General features: G+C 76.5%; 12 protein-coding genes and 2 pseudogenes. 12 read left to right on the plus strand and 2 right to left on the minus strand.

Going from position 1 to position 18,270, the window contains the following annotated elements:
• Nucleotides 1-135: 135 nt before the first annotated feature.
• Nucleotides 136-1,140: a 4'-phosphopantetheinyl transferase family protein gene (locus ACFVWD_RS12395; protein WP_389595558.1), complete on the plus strand. Its 1,005-nt coding sequence runs from the start codon at nucleotides 136-138 to the stop codon at nucleotides 1,138-1,140.
• Nucleotides 1,141-1,596: 456 nt separating this feature from the next.
• A complete protein-coding gene (locus tag ACFVWD_RS12400) occupies nucleotides 1,597-3,807 on the plus strand; it encodes a condensation domain-containing protein (protein WP_389595560.1) in 2,211 nt (736 codons plus the stop codon).
• Nucleotides 3,808-3,860: 53 nt separating this feature from the next.
• On the opposite strand, the pseudogene ACFVWD_RS12405 reads toward ACFVWD_RS12400, so the two are convergent.
• Nucleotides 3,861-4,061, minus strand: a pseudogene (locus ACFVWD_RS12405) (hypothetical protein); the annotation flags it as partial.
• Nucleotides 4,062-4,648: 587 nt separating this feature from the next.
• Complete coding sequence (locus ACFVWD_RS12410; RefSeq protein ID WP_054231258.1) at nucleotides 4,649-5,470, minus strand: AfsR/SARP family transcriptional regulator; 822 nt, start codon at nucleotides 5,468-5,470, stop codon at nucleotides 4,649-4,651.
• A gap of 573 nt (nucleotides 5,471-6,043) precedes the next feature.
• On the opposite strand from ACFVWD_RS12410, the gene ACFVWD_RS12415 reads away from it, so the two are divergent.
• The 10 genes and pseudogenes from ACFVWD_RS12415 (at nucleotide 6,044) to ACFVWD_RS12460 (ending at nucleotide 18,260) form a co-directional block, all read left to right on the plus strand.
• Complete coding sequence (locus ACFVWD_RS12415; protein WP_389595562.1) at nucleotides 6,044-6,238, plus strand: acyl-CoA carboxylase subunit epsilon; 195 nt, start codon at nucleotides 6,044-6,046, stop codon at nucleotides 6,236-6,238.
• Nucleotides 6,239-6,313: 75 nt separating this feature from the next.
• The gene (locus ACFVWD_RS12420) at nucleotides 6,314-7,948 is read left to right on the plus strand and encodes an acyl-CoA carboxylase subunit beta (RefSeq protein WP_389595563.1); all 1,635 of its coding nucleotides are present in this window, start codon (nucleotides 6,314-6,316) and stop codon (nucleotides 7,946-7,948) included.
• A gap of 337 nt (nucleotides 7,949-8,285) precedes the next feature.
• Nucleotides 8,286-9,110 (plus strand): BTAD domain-containing putative transcriptional regulator, encoded by an 825-nt coding sequence (locus ACFVWD_RS12425; protein ID WP_389595565.1) that lies wholly within the window; start codon nucleotides 8,286-8,288, stop codon nucleotides 9,108-9,110.
• 287 nt (nucleotides 9,111-9,397) lie between these two features.
• A complete protein-coding gene (locus ACFVWD_RS12430) occupies nucleotides 9,398-10,216 on the plus strand; it encodes a phosphopantetheine-binding protein (RefSeq protein ID WP_389595567.1) in 819 nt (272 codons plus the stop codon).
• Between the two features lie 30 nt (nucleotides 10,217-10,246).
• Nucleotides 10,247-12,274, plus strand: coding sequence for a polyketide synthase (locus tag ACFVWD_RS12435; RefSeq protein WP_389595569.1), 2,028 nt, complete (start codon nucleotides 10,247-10,249; stop codon nucleotides 12,272-12,274).
• The gene (locus ACFVWD_RS12440) at nucleotides 12,271-13,152 is read left to right on the plus strand and encodes a 4'-phosphopantetheinyl transferase family protein (RefSeq protein WP_389595571.1); all 882 of its coding nucleotides are present in this window, start codon (nucleotides 12,271-12,273) and stop codon (nucleotides 13,150-13,152) included. Before ACFVWD_RS12435 ends, ACFVWD_RS12440 begins: the two co-directional genes overlap by 4 nt.
• A 167-nt stretch (nucleotides 13,153-13,319) precedes the next feature.
• Nucleotides 13,320-13,724 (plus strand): annotated as a pseudogene (locus ACFVWD_RS12445) (class I SAM-dependent methyltransferase); the annotation flags it as partial.
• Nucleotides 13,725-13,934: 210 nt separating this feature from the next.
• Nucleotides 13,935-15,227, plus strand: coding sequence for an AMP-binding protein (locus ACFVWD_RS12450; RefSeq protein ID WP_389595573.1), 1,293 nt, complete (start codon nucleotides 13,935-13,937; stop codon nucleotides 15,225-15,227).
• Between the two features lie 310 nt (nucleotides 15,228-15,537).
• On the plus strand, nucleotides 15,538-16,320 hold the full coding sequence (locus ACFVWD_RS12455) for a response regulator transcription factor (protein ID WP_389595575.1): 783 nt from the start codon (nucleotides 15,538-15,540) through the stop codon (nucleotides 16,318-16,320).
• A 713-nt stretch (nucleotides 16,321-17,033) separates the two neighbouring features.
• Complete coding sequence (locus tag ACFVWD_RS12460) at nucleotides 17,034-18,260, plus strand: helix-turn-helix domain-containing protein (RefSeq protein WP_389595577.1); 1,227 nt, start codon at nucleotides 17,034-17,036, stop codon at nucleotides 18,258-18,260.
• Nucleotides 18,261-18,270 lie beyond the last annotated feature (10 nt).

Here is an 18,270-nt window from a genome sequence, read left to right on the forward strand (position 1 = left end):
CCCGGGGACACACCTCCCGGGGCCGCACCTCCTGGGACCGTGCCCGCCGGGACCGTGTCCGCCGGGGCGGGTTCCGGCGGACGGGGTTTTGGCGGGCCGGGGCGGGTCGGGGCGGGGGACGGCGGGGGAGAGCGGGTGCCCGGCCTACTGCTGCCCGGACTGCCCTCCGGCCTGCCGCCAGGGACCTCGCCTGTTCCGCCGTCCGGTCTGTCGTCCGGTGTGCCGCCGGGTCTGCCGGCCGGTCTGTCGTCCGGTGTGCCGGCCGGGCTGTTGTCCGGGTGGGGGGCCGGGGGGCTGGCCGGGCTGTCGCCGGGGCGGCCGTTGCACGTGGCGGGGCCGGACGGGCCGTGGGAGCAGGTGCACGACCAGCTCGCCGGGCAGGGCCATGCCCTGGTGCACACCACCTGGGGGCAGTGGCTGACGGCGGCGCTGCTGGATCCCGGGCTGCGGTCTCTGCTCGGTCGTGACTGGCCGCGTTACCGGCAGACGGCCGCTCCGGAGGGCCGGCTGCGGTTCGCCGTCTCCCGGATGGTCCTCAAGCACACCGCGGCCGCCGTGCTCCAGGTCCCGGCGGACGCCCTCGACCTCGCCTACCGGCCGGGCGGCCGTCCGCATCTGCGCGGCCTGGCCGAGGCCGAGGTGAGCCTGGCCCACACCGACGAGCTGATCGTGGTCGGTATCAGCCGCAGCGGGCCGATCGGGGTGGACGCCGAGCCCGTCACCCGCCGGCCCTCCTTCGAGCTGCTGCACCCCTATGTGTGCACCCCGGACGAGGCCGCGGAGCTCGCCGCGCTGGGCGAGGACGAGCGGGCGCTGCGGCTGCTGCACCTGTGGACCCTCAAGGAGGCCTACACCAAGGCGCTCGGGCACGGCATGCGGCGCCGTTTCTCGGCGGTCGGGTTTTGCCGCGACGAGCAGGGCCGTACGGTCCTGGCCGGCGAGCCGGACGGTGTGGCGCGGTGGATTCTGGCCACTCATCTCGTCCACGGCCGGTATCTGGTCAGCAGCGCCCGCCGTCCGCCGGAGGAAATCGAGAGCGCTTCGCGGCCCGCTCCACACCCGCTCGAGGAAACAGGCCTCCCACCTGCGGCGACGTTAGGCTGGCAGCTGCCGGGCAGCTCCGGCGCACAGCCGACATGACGAGAGGCGGGCGTCGTGAACCACCGTGCAGCCACCCCACCGCACCCGGCCCGGCCCGCCCCCGCCCGGCCTGTCCCTGCCCGGCCTGTCCCCGTGCGGGGCGGCGCCGCCGTAGGACGTCCCGGCGGCAGCTTTCGCTGCCGCCCGGCCCGTCGCGGGCCGGGCGCCGCGGCCCGCGCCCACCGCGCAGCCGGCCCGTTTGCCGTCACCCCGCCCGATGCCGTCCCGCCCGAACCCGCACCCGCAGTGGCCGTGCCCGCCGTGCCCGCGCCAGCGGCTGCCGCACCCGCAGTGGCCGTGCCCGCCGTGCCCGCCGTGCCCGCCGTGCCTGCCGTGCGTGTCCTCCCCACGCCCCTGCCGTCCTTGCCGGTCTTGCTGGTCTTGCTGGTCGGGTAAGGGGTGCAGGGGGCCGGTCCGCCGTGCCGCGGGGGCGGGTTCTGGGGTCCGGGAGGGCGGATGAGCAGCCAGTACGTGCCGCAGGGCGCTGTCCTTGCCGTGGTGTACGAGCCGGTCCCGCTGCCGGCGGGCGGCCCGCTGGTCCTGGAACTGCGCGGCCCGCTGGGCCCGGCGGACGCCGAGACGGTCGCCGCCCGGCTCGCGCAGCGCCACCGTGCCTTCGGGGTCGCGCTGGACAGTCACCGGCCCGGCCACCACACGCTGCGCCTGACCCCGCCCGCCGCGGGCGGGTGTGCTGCGCTGCCCGCGGACCTGCTGGCCGACCTGCTGGCCCCGCCCCCGCCGGGCGGGGAGATCCTCCCGGTCACCGGACACCAGCAGACCCTGCTGCGCGCCGCCCTCACCCCCACCCCCGCCGGCACTCCCGCCCCCGCCGGCACGGGCACCGACAGCAGCGACAGCAGCGACAGCAGCGACAGCAGCGACGGCGGCGACGGTGGTGGGGGTGGTCTGGTCGAGCAGTTGTACTGGGACTGGTCCGGGCCTTTTGACGTGGCGCGGTTCGCCGCGGCGTGGCAGTCCGTCGTCGACCGGGAGTGTGTCCTGCGGGCCTGTTTCGACTGGGTCGCCGCGCCGCGTCTGGTGCTGCACGCCCGGGCCGAGGCGGACATCGCCGTGTTTTCCCCGGCCGCCGTCACCTGGCCGCAGCTTCTGCGGCGGGACCGGGCGCGGGGGTTTGTGCTGCACCGGCCGGGGCTGCTGCGGCTGACCGTGCTGGAGGCGGAGCCCGGCGGCGGTGCGGGTGCGGCGCCGCGGGTGCTGCTGACCTATCACCCGGCTCTCCTCGACGAGCGGGGTGTGCATCTGCTGCTGCGGGAGTTCTACCGCGCCTATGCCGGCGGCGGTGTCCTGCCCGGCGGGGAACGCCGTCCCGACCTGCGCGACCACGCCCGCTGGCTGGCGGGCCAGGACACCACGGCCGCGCGGCAGTTCTGGGCCCGCGCCGCGCCGCCGCCGCGGGCCGCCGCCCGCCCGGGACGGCCGGGCGGTGCCACCGGGCAGAGCGGGCCCGGTCTGCTGCGCACCCGGCTGCGGGCGCCGGAGACCTTCCGGCTGCGTTCCTGGGCCGCGCTGCGCGGCGCCGCCGAGTCCAGCGCGCTGCACCTGGTGTGGGCGCTGCTGCTGTACCGGGCGGCTCGCGCCCCGGGGCCGCTGCCGGTGAGTTTCGGGGTGCAGCTGTCGGGCCGGGACATCGCCCTGCCGGGTGCCGCGGGCATTCCCGGCCTGCTGGACAGCCCGCTGCCGATGACCGTGACCGTCGATCCGGCCGCCCCGCTGGCGGACCTGCTGCACCAGGTCCGCGACACGCTGCTGGACCTGGCCGCCTACCCGTGGGCCAGCACCGAGACGATCCGCGCGTGGACCCCCCGCCCGCCCACCACCCCCGCCCCCGGCCCTGGTCCCGGCCCCGCCCCTGGTCCCGGTCCCGGTCCTGTTGCCGGTTGCGGTCCTGTTGCCGGTTGCGGTCCGGTCTGCGGTGCCGGCAGCACCCTGGTGCGTTTCGACGGCCCGCTCCCGCTGCCGAAGGCCCTGCGCAGCGAACTCGCCGCCCAGGGCGTCCACGCGGACACCCCCCGCAGCGCGGCCGGCGCCACCGGCGGGCCCGTCACCCTCGCCGCCCGGCACGACAGCGCAGGCGGCCTGGTCCTGGGCCTGTTCTACGACCGGGCGCAGCTGGCGGACGAGGACGCCGCCGCGCTGCACTCCCAGTGCGTACGCCTGCTGCGTGCGCTGCCCGAGTACCGGCAGGCCGAGGCCAGTGCCGGACAACTGCTGGACCTGCTGGCCCACAGCGCGATACCGCGTATGGCCCGGCCCGTGCCGCCCCCGCCGCACCCCGCCCTGACCGTGCTGCGGCCCGGGCATCCGCACGCGGACGTGATCTGCCTGGTCACCGCCCCCGGTGTGCCGGCGGGCAGCTACGACCTGTTCGTCCGCGGCCACCGCGGCCCGGAGCAGATCGTGGCCGTGCACGGGGACGGCGCGCCGGGCGTACTGCCGGCCGTGCTGCACCAGGCACCCGGGCCGGGCCGGCGCCTGGTGCTGTGCGGGTGCGGGCCCGGCGGGAGGGCGGCCTACGAACTCGCCCAGCGCACGCCGCATGCTCCCGGCGCCGCGGCGGCCGTGGTCATGACCGGCATCGGCGACGCCGCCGCCTGCGCGTCCGCCCTCGCCCGGGGGGTGCGCTCCGTCCTCACCCCGCCCCCCTGAACCCGCCCCGCCCCGCCCCGCCGTCCCGCCCCGCCGTCCCGCTCCGCCCCGTGTCAGGGCCGGCCGAGCCGGAGCTGGACGTACGTCCGCTCGCCGTGTGCGTCCCTCTCGCCGATGGTGACGCCCTCCCGTGCCCCGGCGGGCTCTTCGGGTATCCCGCCCCTCTGGCAGGCGGCCTGCGCGAGGAGTTCCTCGCGCATCCGTACGCCGGTGAGGCGCCCGGCCGGCGCGCAGAGGGCCGCCTTGCGGTCGGTACCGGGAGCCTGGCCGCCCGCGGGGTGGAGAGCGGGCCTTGTCCCATCACGGGGTTCAGCTCACCGGGCGTGCTGCCGGTCCTGGCCGCCGGCCACTCGACGGCGGTGCGCAGGTCCCCGTATCCCGTACCGGTGGAAGAAGTCAGGGCAGCCCGGCCATCGGTTCGCCGGCAGGTGCGCCGGGGCCTGGTTCTGCCGGCCAAAGACGCTCGATACCGTCCACGGCTCCGCACCGCCCGAGGTGTTCCTGAGCACGCCGGCACACCGTGCTGACGAGCGGGGAGCCTGGCGCTGGAAGGCGCGGGCGCGGCGCCGCGCCCGCGCAGAAGGGGGCCCGGCCGAGCCGTCGAGGGCCGCCGAGGGGGAGACGGCCGACCCCGCCGGGCAGCCCGGGCGGACCCCGCCTGCCCGCCCCGGCTTCGGCCCCGGCCCCGTATGCCACCGGCCCGCAGCACCCCTCCCGCCCCCGCCCGTTGCCCGCCCCTGCCCGCCGCGACCGCGGCGGGCAACGGACAGGAGCAACGGACAGGAGCAACGGACAGGAGCAACGGACAGGAGCAACGGGCAGGAGCAACGGGCAGGGCCCGTCAGGCGGTGAACAGGTCGTAGGTGGAGCTGTGGCGCGGGCCTGCGAGGACGTCCAGCTGGGGGTCGACGGTCAGGACGGCCTGGTGGAGGCGTTGCAGCTGGGGGGAGGGTTCCACCCCCAGGTCCTCGATCAGCCGTACCCGCAGCCGGCGGTAGACCTCCAGCGCGGAGGCCTGCCGGCCCGAGCGGTACAGCGCCACCATGGCCTGGGAGTGCAGTCCCTCGTGCTGGGGGTGACGGGCGGTCAGTTCGATGAGTTCGGCGATGAGTTCGGCGTGCCGGCCCAGCCGCAGGTCGGCGTCGATGCGCCGTTCCACGGTGACCAGCCGGCTCTCCTCCAGCCGCACCACCTCGATCTCCAGGACCGGCCCCAGCCGTACGTCGACCAGGGCGGGGCCCTGCCACAGGCCCAGGGCCGCCTTGAAACGGGCGGCGGAGACCTCGTCGTCGCCGCTCTCGAAGGCGGCCTGTCCCTCCCTCGTCAGCCGGTCGTACTGGTGCACGTCGACACAGTCGGGCGGGATCTGCAGCAGATAGCCGCCGTGCCGGGTGGCCAGCACCTCCTTGGCGCCGCCCGGCGCACCGGGCCCCATCGCGGTGCCCAGCCGCCGGCGCAGCTGCAGGATGTAGGTCTGCAGCGTGGTCAGCGCGCTCTGCGGCGGCTGTGTCGCCCAGATCTCCTCCATGAGGGTCGGGACGGGCATCACCCGCCCGGGATACAACGCCAGCAGCGACAGGATCTGCCGCGGCTTGCCCGCGCTCGGAACGATGGATCCCCCGTTGACCTCGGCACTCAACGGACCCAGAACCTGAATCCTCACGGTCTCCTCCGTATTCCGCATTCCGTATGTCGTCGAGCTCCTTGTCCCGTTCCATTCCGTTGGCCAGAAATCCGCGCCGCCGCTCACGCTAGCCGCGGCCGTCCCCGTCCAGCGTTTTCCTGGATCCGTTCTCGAGCGGACTTCCAAGTCCGGTGCCGCGTACGCCGTTTGACGCTCTGGAGAACGTGTGTACGGCCGCTCGAGGAGAACTCCTGATTCCGCTGTCGCCGCACTCCACACGGCTACCGTCGTCCCCTTTCCCCGCGCCGGCGCGGGGGCCGGCCGGATCCGTAATCACCGCCACCGGCGCAGTCAAGACACCATTTCCCCGGCCCCGCCGCGTACGCGCCGCACCGCGCGCCGCCCGCGCCGCCGCCCGGCCCGCGCCGCCCCTCCACCCGCCCGCCCGCACGGGCGGCGGCTGGCCGAAGCGTTTCCCCCCGCCCCCCGCCCCCCGCCTCGCGGCACACGCCCCCGCGCCCGGTCCGCCGCCGTGTGCAGTGCTCTTCGAGCGCAGTGAGAGCGGTTCTTGAGCCGGGTGGCCGACGGTGTCCCCACGACCGAAGGAGGGGTATGGGCACGCCGGAGCACCACGAGCCCGTCCTGCGCGTGGAGCGCGGGCAGGCCAGCGACGAGGAACTGGCCGCACTGACCGTGGTGCTGCTCGCGCTGCGCGCAGGCGGCGCGTTCCCCCGCCGGGGCAAGCCGGTCAACGGCTCCCGCTGGTGGCGGCCCCGCACCCGCCGGGCCCCGCGCAGCTGGCAGTGACACCGGCCCCGCACCCACCGGGCCCCGCGCGGCCGGCGGTGATGCGGAACTACCCGCCCCAGAAAGGGACCTGACATGGCAATGACCACCGCCCCCGCCCCCGTTTCCGCCCAGGGCCCGGCCCCGGCCGCGGGCCCGGCCCCGGCCGAGCGGGGGCCGGCCGGTGTCCGCGGTCGCGTGGCCGAACTGCACGCGATCCGTGAGGCGGCCCGGCTGGGCCCGGGGGAGAAGGCGACCGCCGCGCAGCACGCCAAGGGCAAGCTGACCGCCCGGGAACGCATCGCCCTGCTGCTGGACGACGGCAGCTTCCAGGAGGTCGAGCAGCTGCGCCGGCACCGGGCGACCGGGTTCGGCCTGGAGGCCAGGAAGCCGTACACCGACGGTGTCGTCACCGGCTGGGGCACGGTGGAGGGCCGCACGGTCTTCGTCTACGCGCACGACTTCCGCATCTTCGGCGGCGCACTGGGCGAGGCCCACGCCACGAAGATCCACAAGATCATGGACATGGCCATCGCGGCCGGCGCGCCGCTGGTGTCCCTCAACGACGGTGCGGGCGCCCGCATCCAGGAGGGTGTGAGCGCGCTCGCCGGGTACGGCGGCATCTTCCAGCGCAACACCAAGGCCTCCGGCGTCATCCCGCAGATCTCGGTGATGCTCGGCCCGTGCGCGGGCGGCGCCGCCTACAGCCCCGCCCTGACGGACTTCGTGTTCATGGTCCGCGAGACCTCGCAGATGTTCATCACCGGCCCCGACGTCGTCAAGGCGGTCACCGGCGAGGAGATCACCCAGAACGGGCTCGGCGGCGCCGACGTCCACGCGGAGACCTCCGGCGTGGCGCACTTCGCCTACGACGACGAGGAGACCTGCCTCGCCGAGGTCCGCTACCTCCTGTCGATGCTCCCGCAGAACAACCGCGAGAACCCCCCGCACACCACCCCCCACGACCCGGCCGGACGGCGCGGCGAGATTCTCCTGGACCTGGTCCCCGCGGACGGCAACCGCCCCTACGACATGGCGAAGGTCATCGAGGAGATCGTCGACGACGGCGACTGCCTGGAGGTCCACGAGCGCTGGGCCCGCAACATCATCTGCGCGCTGGCCCGTCTGGACGGCCAGGTGGTGGGCATCGTCGCCAACCAGCCGCAGGCCCTGGCCGGCGTGCTGGACATCGAGGCCTCCGAGAAGGCCGCCCGGTTCGTGCAGATGTGCGACGCCTTCAACATCCCGATCGTCACCCTGCTGGACGTGCCCGGGTTCCTGCCCGGGGTGGACCAGGAGCACGGCGGGATCATCCGGCACGGCGCGAAGCTGCTGTACGCGTACTGCAACGCGACCGTGCCGCGGATCTCGCTCATCCTGCGCAAGGCCTACGGCGGCGCCTACATCGTCATGGACTCCCAGTCCATCGGGGCCGACCTCACCTACGCCTGGCCCACCAACGAGATCGCCGTGATGGGCGCGGAAGGTGCGGCAGGCGTCATCTTCCGCCGGCAGATCGCCGAGGCCGCCGACCCCGAGGCCATGCGCGCCCGCATGGTCAAGGAGTACAAGTCCGAACTCATGCACCCCTACTACGCCGCCGAACGCGGCCTGGTCGACGACGTCATCGACCCCGCCGCCACCCGCGAGGTCCTCATCCGCTCCCTGGCCATGCTGCACGCCAAACACGCCGACCTGCCCTCCCGCAAACACGGCAACCCCCCGCAGTAACCCCCCGCCCCGCCCCCGCCCCGCCCCTTCCCCGCCCCGTCCCCGCCCCTTCCCCGTCCCGTCCTGCCCCTTGCTGCCCCCGTCCTGTCCCGGGAGCAGACCCTGCGGTCTGCTTTGCGGGCCGCCGGCCGCGGCGGGCAGGGCCGGGGCCCGGCCCCTTCCCGGAGGGTGCGGACCGGAGAATTCCGGCCCTCCGGCGGCCTGTTGCCTGTCTGTCGCCGGCCTGCTGCCGGCCCGTCACCCGATAGAAACAGCACGAACGGTCTAGTATTGACAGACCGGACGTGCTGTTTTGTAATCGTGGGTGCGGCACGGCACACCGACCAGGGGAGACGGCGTGGACATCGATGTACTGGGCGCACTGGCGGTGCGGGAGAACGGGGTGTCCATCACCCCGACCGCGCCGAAACCGCGGCAGGTCCTGGCTCTGCTGGCGCTCCACGCCGACCAGGTGGTGCCGGTCGCGGCCCTCACCGAGGAACTGTGGGGCGCGGCCCCGCCGCGCAGCGCCCGCACCACGCTGCAGACGTACGTGCTGCAGCTGCGCGAGCTCATCGCGCAGGCGCTGGGGGACGACCGGGCCGCCGCCAAGGACGTCCTGATGACCCTGCCGGGCGGCTATCTGCTCGCCTCCGGCGGCGGCAGCAGTGACGTGCGCGCCTTCGAGCGGCTTGCGGGGGAGGGCTACCGGGCCATGGACCAGGGCGCCTTCGCCGAGGCGGCCCGCACCCTGGGCCGGGCGCTGGCGCTGTGGACCGGGACCGCGTTCGCCGACGTCCAGGCCGGGGCGCAGCTGGCGATGGAGGCCCGGCGGCTGGAGGAGAGCCGGCTGTGCGCGCTGGACCAGCGCATCGAGGCCGATCTGCGGCTGGGCCGCCACCGCGAACTGCTGCCCGAACTGACCGTGCTGACCAGCCGTTACCGCACCCACGAGAACCTGCACGCGCAGTTCATGCTGGCCCTGCACCGCTCGGGGCGGCGCAGCGAGTCGCTCAGCGTCTACCACCAGCTGCGCGCCACCCTCGTTGCGGACCTGGGCCTGGAGCCCTCGCCGCGGCTGCGGCGGCTGCAGCACTCGATCCAGACCGCGGCGCCGGAGGCGGCACCGGCGCCCGCCCCGGCCGACGGCGCAGGCCCGCCCGCACCCGCGCGGGTCCGCTGACACGGCGCGGACCCGCGCGGGCCGGCACGGCAGGGCAGTGCGGCAGGGCGCGGCAGGGCAGCTTTCGCGGGGCAGTGCGCGAAGTGACGCGTGGGGGATGCGTGGGGGATGCGGTGACGGCGCCGGCGGGCGGCTCATTCTTTGGGCGGAGGGCCACGGCGGCGGCTGGTTCCCGGGAGCCAGTCACCACCGGCGGGGATCACCACGGCCGGGGATGTGGCGGGGTGCCGGCGGCGCCCACAATGCCACAACGGCCACCCGGGATACGACCCTTGGAGACGCCCACCATGACATCCGTCCCTCAGCCGCCCGCGGTCTCGCCGACGCCCGCGGCCGACGTGCTCGCCGAGCTCACCGCGGTGCTGGCGGGCATGATGCGCATCGAGCCGCAGACCCTCGACGCGCAGGAGCCCTTCCGGCTGCTGGGCCTGGACTCGATGCTGTCGGTCGAGTTCGTCGCGGCGCTCAACGCCCGCTACGGCACCCGGATCGCGGCCACCGCACTGTATGAGCACCCGACGCCGGAGGCACTGGCCCGGCACGTCGCGGCCGAACTCGGCACCCCCCGCCCCGCCACAACCACAGCCACAACCACAGCCACAGCCCCAGAGGCAGCCGCGGAGGCAGATGCGGCCGCGGCTGCGGTCGCGGCTGTGGATGTGGAGGCGGTCACGGGCACGCTGCGGGGGCAGCTCGCCGGGATCCTGCACTGCGGGCCGGGGGACATCGATGTGAGCGCGCCGTTCGCGGCGCTGGGGCTGGACTCGATCCTGGCCGCGGAGTTCCTGGCCGGCATCAACCGCACCTACGGCCTCAGCGAGCAGCCCGACCTGCTCTACGACCAGCCCGACCTCAAGGCCATGGCGGCGTACGTCAGCGCGCGGGCGGCGCACAGCGCGCACCGCATGCCCGCGTCCGGCCGCCCTGGCGCGGCTTCTGCCGTCCCGGCAGGGCGGGCGGGGCCGTCCCCGGCGCATCCGGCGCCGGGCGTCGCCCAGGGTCTGCCGGCGGCGGAGGTCGATCTGAACGCGCTGCTCGACGCGGTACGTGACGAGGTGCTCAGCATCGACGAGGCGGCTGCCCTGCTGGCGGCCCGCTCCGCCTGACGGACCGTCCGAGACGAAGGGCGCACGGTGATGGACACCCGGGAGATCCTGACGCGGTTCAAGGGCGGCACCCTGCGGCGTGAGCACGCCGTGGCCCTGCTGGCCGGCACTTCGCCGGTGGTGGCCCCGCCGGTGGTGGCCCTGCCGGTGGCGGCGGAGCGTGAGCCGCTGCCCGGCCCCGGCCCCGGCACTGTTCCCGGCCCCGGCACTGTTCCCGGTGGCGGCGACGGTGCAGGGGCGGGGGCGGGTGTGCCGTGTGCGGTCGTGGGGATCCAGGGCCGTTTCCCGCAGGCGGGGGATCTGGACGCGTTCTGGCGCAACGGGCTGCAGGGGCGGATCGCCGCGGCCGCGCTCCCGGGCGGGCGGCGGTCGGCGTGTGCGGGCTGGCGGGGGCATTTCCTGGACGGTGTGGAGGAGTTCGACCCGGACCTGTTCGGGCTCGATGCCCGGCAGGCGGCGGGTCTGGACCTGCGGGAGCGGCTGCTGGCGCAGAGCGCGTGGCAGACGCTGGAGAGCGCCGGATACGCCGGAGCGCGTCTGGAGCGGCTCACCGCCGCCGACGGCACGGCGCGCAGCGTGGGTGTGTATGCCGCTCTCGGCCCGGCCGGCGGTGCGCTGCCGGGCACCGGGCGCCGGCACACCGCCCCCGCGGCATTTCGGCCCGGACCGGCCGCGCGGCTGTCGCGGCTGCTCGATCTGCGCGGGCCCAGTCTGAGCGTGGACACCGGTGACTCCTCCTTCCTGACCGCGCTGCACCTCGCGCTCGGTGCGCTGCGCGCGGGCGAGTGCGCCGCGGCGCTGGTCGGCGCGGTCGAGCTGCGCCTGCATCCGGCGTGCCAGCGGCCCGGCGGCGGTGAGGGGGTGGCGGCCGTGCTGCTCAAGCCGCTGGCCGCGGCCCGTGCCGACGGCGACCGCGTGCACGCCGTGATCCGCTCCAGCGCGGTCGGCCACCCGGGCCGCGCCGCTCCCGGCCCGCAGCACGGCCGGCTGGTCGGCCGCGCGCTGGCCGCGGCCGGCCTGCGGCCCCCGGACGCCGGACCGCGGTGGGAGGCGCCGGGCGCCGGCCCGCAGGTCCCGGACGCCGCCCTGAAGGCTCTGGGGGTCGGTCTGGAGGAGAATTCCCGGACGGTGGCGGCGCTGGTGGGCGATGCCGGGGCGGTGACCGGGGCGGCGGCCCTGGCCCGCGCCGTGGGGCAGCTGCGCCACGCCGTGCTGCTGGCCGGCCCGGACCGCCCCGCGCCCGCCGCCTGGGAGCCGGCCCGCCGCGACGACGGCACCGTGCTGCCCCGCAGGGCGCTGGTCAGCGTGCCCGGACCCGCAGCCCCCGCAGGCTCTGCGGACGCCGCAGCCCCCGCAGACGCCGTAGGCCCCGCAGACACAGTGGACGCGGCGGACGGCACGGACGGCACGGACGGCACGGACGGCACGGACGGTGGGGAAGGCACGGACGGCACGGACGGTGTGGGTGCGGTGCTGGTCGTGGAGGAGGCGCCTGCCGTCCCCCGCGCCCCGGCCCGCACGGGCCCGCCGCCGGGCACGCGTCCCGCGGAACTGGTGCTGCTGTCCGCCGCCACGCCCGCGCACCTGGCGGCCACCGCCGGCCGGCTCGCGGCCGGCCTGTCCGACGGCGGCGGCCGGGACGGCGGCCCGGCGGGCCCGGATCTCGCCGCGGTCGCGCACGAACTGCGCCTGGGGCGGGCGGTGTTGCGCTGCCGTCTGGCGGTGACCGTCCGCACGGTCGCCGAACTGGCCGACGCGCTGGCCGGCTTCGCCGCGCACGCCGGCCCGGGCACAGGCCCGGCGGGCGTGCGCAGCGCCGATCTGCGCACCGCCGCAGGCCCGCCGCTGATCGAGGGACTCGAGGAGACCCGCGCTTATGTGGCCGCCCTGTGGCAGGGCGGCCGCCTGGAGCAGCTGACACGGCTGTGGCTGGCCGGGGTCGACGTCTGCGCCGTACTGCCCGCGCATCCCGGCCCGGCCGCCGTCGAGCTGCCCGCCACCGTGCTGCGGCCCCGCCCGCCGGAGCTGGGCCCCGGCACGGACGGAGCACCGCGGTGACCGCCCGCCCCGCACCCCCGGCCACCCCCGGACCCGGACCCGCCCCCGGGCCCGCCCCTGCTTCCGGGGAGGGGGGCGGGGAGGTGGTCAAGCTGTGGCTGTGTCCCAACGACGGCCTGCCGCCCGAGGTCGCGCTCCTGCTCGCCACGCACTGGCTGGACGCGCAGGAGCAGAAGACCGCGAGCCGCTTCCTGTTCGAACGCGACCGGCGCCAGTACCTCCTGGCCCACACACTGGTGCGGCGCGCGCTGGCGCTGGAGGCGGGCCTGGCCGAGGCGGAGCTGGTCATCTGGCGTTCCGCGCGGGGACGGCCCTTCTTGCGGCCCGCCGCCGCGGGAGGGCCGCGCGGCGGGTCCCAGCTGGACTTCAACCTCTCCCACGCGGGCGGCTACAGCCTGCTGGGCATCGTGCGCCGGCACCGCATCGGTGTGGACGTGGAACGGCTGGAGGACCGGGACGAGCGGGCCATCACCACCATCGTGCGGACCTTCGCCGCCCCGGAGCGGGAATGGGTCGCACAGGCCCCCGAGGGGCCGGCCCGGGACCGGCGCGCGCTGCGCGTGTGGACCCTCAAGGAGGCCTACTCCAAGGCCCGCGGCCTCGGTCTCGGGCTGCCCTTCGACGCGTTCGTCTTCACGCTGGACGACGCACGCGGCGTACGGGCCTTCACCCCGCCGGCCGACGACACGGCCCGCCCGTGGCGGTTCGTCGAACTGGAGCCGGTGCCCGGCGTGCTGGTCGCCGTCGCCGTGCCCGCCGACGAGGCGCAGGACCCGGTCGTGCACCTCGGCTACGGCTTTCCCTGGAGCCGCGCGGCACTGCGCAGTTTCCCCCTGCCCCACCCGGTGGGCGGACACCCCTCAGCACTCCCCGCATAAGACATGAGGCGCCACACACACCACACGCCACACGCCACGCGTGCGGCAGGTGCGGGGAAGCGGCCCGCGTCCACCCGCTGGCGGTCCGCCGCACTTGCCGGCGGCAGCGCCGGACAACGGCAGCAAGACCCTGTGCCGGGCGCCTTCGGCCCGCCGAGGACGGCCGTATGACGCTCACTTCGCAGGCCCGTTCCTTCGACCAGGCCGCTGCCGGCCATGCCGCGGACCGCCCTTCCTGTCCGCCCGCCCTGCTCCCTGCGGTCGAGGAACTCGCCAACCGTCCTTTAAAGGGCGCCCGGGTCGCGGACGCGGGTGCCGGCACCGGGCTGGCGGCCGCCCTTTTGCACGCCCGCGGCGCGCGCGTCATCGCGGTCGAGCCCGGCCCCGCGATGGCCGCGCAGTTCCGCCTGCGGCTGCCTGACGTCCCTCTCGTGCCCGGGGACGGCAACAGCCTGCCGCTGGCCTCCGGATCCGTCGACATCCTCACCTACGCCCAGGCCTGGCACTGGACCGCCCCCCGCAGGTCCGTCCCGGAAGCCGTCCGGGTGCTGCGCCCCGGCGGACCCGCTGCCGCCGCCGGCGGCACGGCCCCCGCCCGCACCGCCCGCCGTACCGCCCGCACCGCCCGCACTGTCCGTACCGCCCGTACGGGCTGAGGCCGGTGCGAGGGTGCGGGGCGCGCCCATCTCCAGCGGGTTTCGAAGGGGTCTCGAGCCCGGGCGCCGACCGTGGGGCATCCGGACATCCGCTGTTTTCGCTGTCTGCCGCCGGGAGGTCGTGCCGTGCCCATCCTCAGGTATCTGGAGAGCCCGCTGGACGACCTGCTGCGGCGGGCCGCGGCCCGTGACGCGGACGCCCCGGCCGTCACCGTGGCAGGGGCAGGGGCAGGGGCCGGGGTGTCGTTCGCGGCCCTGGACCGGGAGGCGGACCGTGTCGCCCACTACGTGCGCCGCGCCGCGGGCCGGGCCGGCGCGGTCGTCGCCGCGGCCGCCACCCTCGACGCGGTCTTCCCCGCCGTGTACTACGGCACCGTCCGCAGCGGTCACCCGCTCGCCCTGCTCGACCCGCTGATGGGGCCGGCCGCCCTGTACGAGGTGTGCTCGGCGGCCGGGGCCGAGATCGCCTTCGTACCCGCCGCGCTGGCCGGGCTGCTCGCCGGGCTCGGTGACCGGCTGCCCCTGCTGCACACCGTCGTCCTCACGGACACCCCGGCGGACGCGGCAGCAGACACGCCGGCGGGTGCGGGCGGGGGTGTGCCGCTGGCGCGGGCGCTGGCGTCGGTGCCGGCCGGCCGGTCCGCGCGGACACCGACGCCGGGCGTGGACGCGGTGGCGTGCCTGCAGTTCGCCCCGGACGGTGCGGGACGGCTGAACGGGGTGCGGCTGACGCACCGCAACCTCCTCGCGGGCGCCGCCCAGACCGCCCTCGCCCACCGGCTGGGCCCCTCCTCCGTCGTCCTCAACCACCTGCCGCACTACCACGCCGCGCACCTCAACTCGGCCGTGCACGCCGGGGCCCGGCAGGTGCTGTGCCCGAACCCGGATCCCTTCGGGGCGCTGGAAGCAGCCGTGCGGACGGGGGCCACCCACTTCTACGCCCCGCCCGCCCGGCTGCACCGCCTCGCCGGCGACACCCGGCTGGGCGGGGCCGCCGCCCGGACGGGCGGGCACCGGCTGAGCGCCCTGCACGTCAGCGGCGGCGCGCTGGAGCCCTGCCGCGCCCGCCGGCTGCGCGACGCGCTGCGCGTACCGGTCCTGCAGGGCTACGGCCTCACCGAGGTGTGTGCCCTCTCCCACCACCAGCCGCCCGGCTCGCGGCCCGGTCTCGGCGCGGTCGGGGTGCCGCTGCCGGGCACCGAGTGCCGGGTCGTGCTGCCGGGCGGCGAGCGGCCCGCGCCGGTGTGGTCGACCGGCCAGGTGCAGATCCGCGGACCGCAGCTGAGCCCCGGCTTGCCGGCCGGCCCGGCCGGGGTACCGCAGGACGCGGACGGCTGGCTGTCCACCGGAGATGCGGGCTATCTCGACGCGGACGGCGGACTGCACCTGGTGGACGCGCCCCGGTCCGTTTCCGCCTGATCCTTTGATCCCTCCACGGCGGCCCCGGCGTTCAGCCCTCGACGCCGTTTCTCGCCGGCCGTGAGCCGCGCCGCCGGCTGCACGCCCGGGCCGCCGTGGAGGCCTCCTGGCCCTCACCCCCGGCGCGGGGTGAGACGGGGTGAGAGGGGGTAGCGGACGGGTCGTGGCCCGCTGGAGCGCACCGGACACGGCCGCGCCCGCCGCCTACGGTGAACAGGGCGGGACATCCCAGGACCCGGCAGGACATCCAAGGACCGGCGGGACATCCAAGGACCGGCGGGACATCCCGGGAGACAGGGAGGAGACCGCCATGGACGAGCGGCACGCCACACTCCGCGTGCTCCCCGCACCGGCCCCCGCCCCCGGCGAGGCGGCCGGCCCGGCCCCGGCCCCCCGTCCGGGCGCGCAGGCCGCCGTGCGTGTGCACGTGATCGGCGAGGACCCGCTCGCCCGCCGCGGCATCACCGCTCTCCTCGAGGGCCACCCCGACATCCGCGTCACCGGCGAGAGCGAACCGGGACCGCCGCTGCTGCGCGCGCTGGCCGCCCTGCCCCCGCACGTCCTGGTCGCCCATGGCGCGCCCGGCGGCGGACAGCCCGCCGCGCCGGCCTTCGGCGGCGGGGACCTGCCGCTGCTGACCCTCGGCGGCCCGGGCCGCACCGACGCCGCCGGCCGGGCGGCCGGCGGCCACCTGCCGGCCACCGCCACCGCCGGGCAGCTGGCCTCCGCGGTCGTCCTGGCCGCCGCCGGATACACCCTGGTGCACGGCCCCACCCCGCCCCCGCCCGGGCGCCGGCCGGCCGCCGGGCCCCTGGCGCCCATCTCGCCCATCTCGCCCGTCAGCCCCGACCGGCTCACCGACCGCGAGTGCCAGGTCCTGGACCTGCTGGCCCGCGGCCTGTCCAACGGTGAGATAGCCCGGGCGCTGACCCTCTCCGAGCACACCGTGAAGACCCACGTGCAGAACCTGCTGCACAAGCTGCGGCTGCGCAACCGCGTCCACGCCGCGATCTACGCCTTCGAATCCGGCCTGCGCCCCCCGGCCGGCCCCCTGCGCCCGGCCGCCGTCGCAGCCGACGCCCCCTCCGCCTGACCGCCCGCCCACAGCAGCAGCGGCAGCCTCCCGCCCACGTCCACGTCCACGTCCACGCCCGCGGCCGGGCGGGCCTGGCCCGAGGGCTCCGTCACGGCAGGAAACGCGGCACAGACGCAAGCACAGACGCAAGCACAGGTGCAGGCGCATGCCGCGCCGGCGTCCTGATCCGTCGCATCCGCACCCGCACCCCCCGCCCGGCCCGGCGGCGGGGGTACGTACGGGCACGGCACGGGCACGGGGGCACAGGGGTGCAAAGGGGCACGGGGGTTGCGGGGATTGCGGGGATTACGGGGGTTACGGTCCGGGCGGGACGCATCGTTTGGGCCAGCCGATGTCCTCGTCGGACGGCGCGTCCGGTGCGGGAGGGGCGGGGCGGCCGGTGTCCGCCGCCGGGGAGGGGCCGCTGCCGTGTCCCGCGGCGGCCGTCCACGCCGCCCGGGGTGGTGCGCACACCGATGGCCTCATCGTCGACTCCCGGGCGTTGACCTGCGGAGGGGCTCCGCACCCGGCCGGGTGCGCCGGCCGGGTCCTGCCGAGCGTGCCCCGCCGCGCTGGAGGAACGCTGGAGGAGTCCACGAGAGGCGCGTGAGAGCGGCACGAGATTCCCGGCGGGAGCCTGGCAAAGGTTTGCCCGCGTGTTGCCCGGCGCCCTACGCTCGGGGCGGCTCCCGGCGAAACTTTCTTGCCCGCTCACCCCAGGGGATTCGGTCATGCTGCGACAGCCCGCGTTCGGACACCGCCTGAAAAAGCTCCGGACGGCCCAGGGGCTGTCGCAGACGGCGCTGGCCGGCGAGGGCATGTCCACCGGCTATCTCTCCCGCCTGGAATCGGGGGCGCGCCAGCCCACCGACCGGGCCGTGGGCTATCTGGCGGGCCGGCTGGGCCTGGACGTCGCCGACTTCGAGGAGCCGGTCACCGGTTCCCTGGCGCACGCGCTGACGCTGGCGTCCTCCACCGGTTCCGCGGACGCCATCGGGGCGCTGCGCGCGGCGCTGGCCGCCGAGGGCCACGAGAGCGCGGTGCTGCGCTGGCAGGCGCTGTGGCTGCTGGCCCGGGCCGCCCGGCTGCAGGGCGACCACGCCGCCGAGCGGGCCGACCTCGACCGGCTGGTCGCGCTCGGCGACGAGGTGGGCTCGGCCGAGCTGCGGGTGCGCGGCCTGACCCGGCTGGCCCGCTGCCTGCGTTCGCTCGGTGAGATCACCCCCGCCCTGGACGCGGCCGTCGCCGCCCACCGGCTCGCCCTGGGCGAGGAGCTGGGCGTGGAGGACCGGGCCGCCGCGCTGCTGGCGCTGGTGTCGGTGCAGGCGGAGGCCGGGCAGGTGCCGGAGGCGCGGGTGCACGCCGACGAACTGGCCGCGCTGGTCGACGGCCGCACCGACGCGCTGTGGGCCGAGGCGATGTGGACGGCCGCCGCCGTCCGGGTGCGCCAGGGCGATCACACCGGGGCGCAGGCCTGCCTGGACGCGGCCCTGGAGCGCTTCGGCAGCCAGGAGGACCTGGTGCTGTGGCTCAGGCTGCGGCTGGCCGCGGGCCGGCTGCACCTGCAGACCCTGCCTCCCGACCCCGCGCGGGCCGAGGCCTGCGCCGCTCAGGCCGAGGCCGCTCTCGCCTTCGTCGGCACGCCCGCCCTGCGCCAGGACCTGACCGCGCTGAAGGCCGATCTGGCGTTCGCCACCGGCCGCTACGACGATGCCCGCGCCCTGCTGGGCGACCTGGCCGGGGACGAGCCGAGGATGACCTACCGCGACCGGGTGCGGCTGGAGATCCTGCGCCAGCAGCTGCTGATCCTGGGCGGCGACGCCTCCGGTGTGGACGGGCTGCGCACCCTGGCGCAGCAGGCCCAGGCGGACGCCAACATCGACCTCGCGGCGGAGATCTGGCGGACCCTCGCGGACGCCCTCGCCCAGTCCCGGCCCGCCCCGGCCGAACCGGCGTGAGCGCCGCCCG

This window comes from Streptomyces sp. NPDC058086 (assembly GCF_042885015.1).
GTDB lineage: Bacteria > Actinomycetota > Actinomycetes > Streptomycetales > Streptomycetaceae > Streptomyces.

Bases quoted from the DNA above. Each gene is read 5' to 3' on its own strand.
- ACFVWD_RS12435 (WP_389595569.1), top strand. From the start codon at position 10,247: ATGGACACCCGGGAGATCCTGACGCGGTTCAAGGGCGGCACCCTGCGG.
- ACFVWD_RS12455 (WP_389595575.1), top strand. From the start codon at position 15,538: ATGGACGAGCGGCACGCCACACTCCGCGTGCTCCCCGCACCGGCCCCC.
- ACFVWD_RS12415 (WP_389595562.1), top strand. From the start codon at position 6,044: ATGGGCACGCCGGAGCACCACGAGCCCGTCCTGCGCGTGGAGCGCGGG.
- ACFVWD_RS12420 (WP_389595563.1), top strand. From the start codon at position 6,314: ATGGCAATGACCACCGCCCCCGCCCCCGTTTCCGCCCAGGGCCCGGCC.
- ACFVWD_RS12460 (WP_389595577.1), top strand. From the start codon at position 17,034: ATGCTGCGACAGCCCGCGTTCGGACACCGCCTGAAAAAGCTCCGGACG.
- ACFVWD_RS12430 (WP_389595567.1), top strand. From the start codon at position 9,398: ATGACATCCGTCCCTCAGCCGCCCGCGGTCTCGCCGACGCCCGCGGCC.
- ACFVWD_RS12400 (WP_389595560.1), top strand. From the start codon at position 1,597: ATGAGCAGCCAGTACGTGCCGCAGGGCGCTGTCCTTGCCGTGGTGTAC.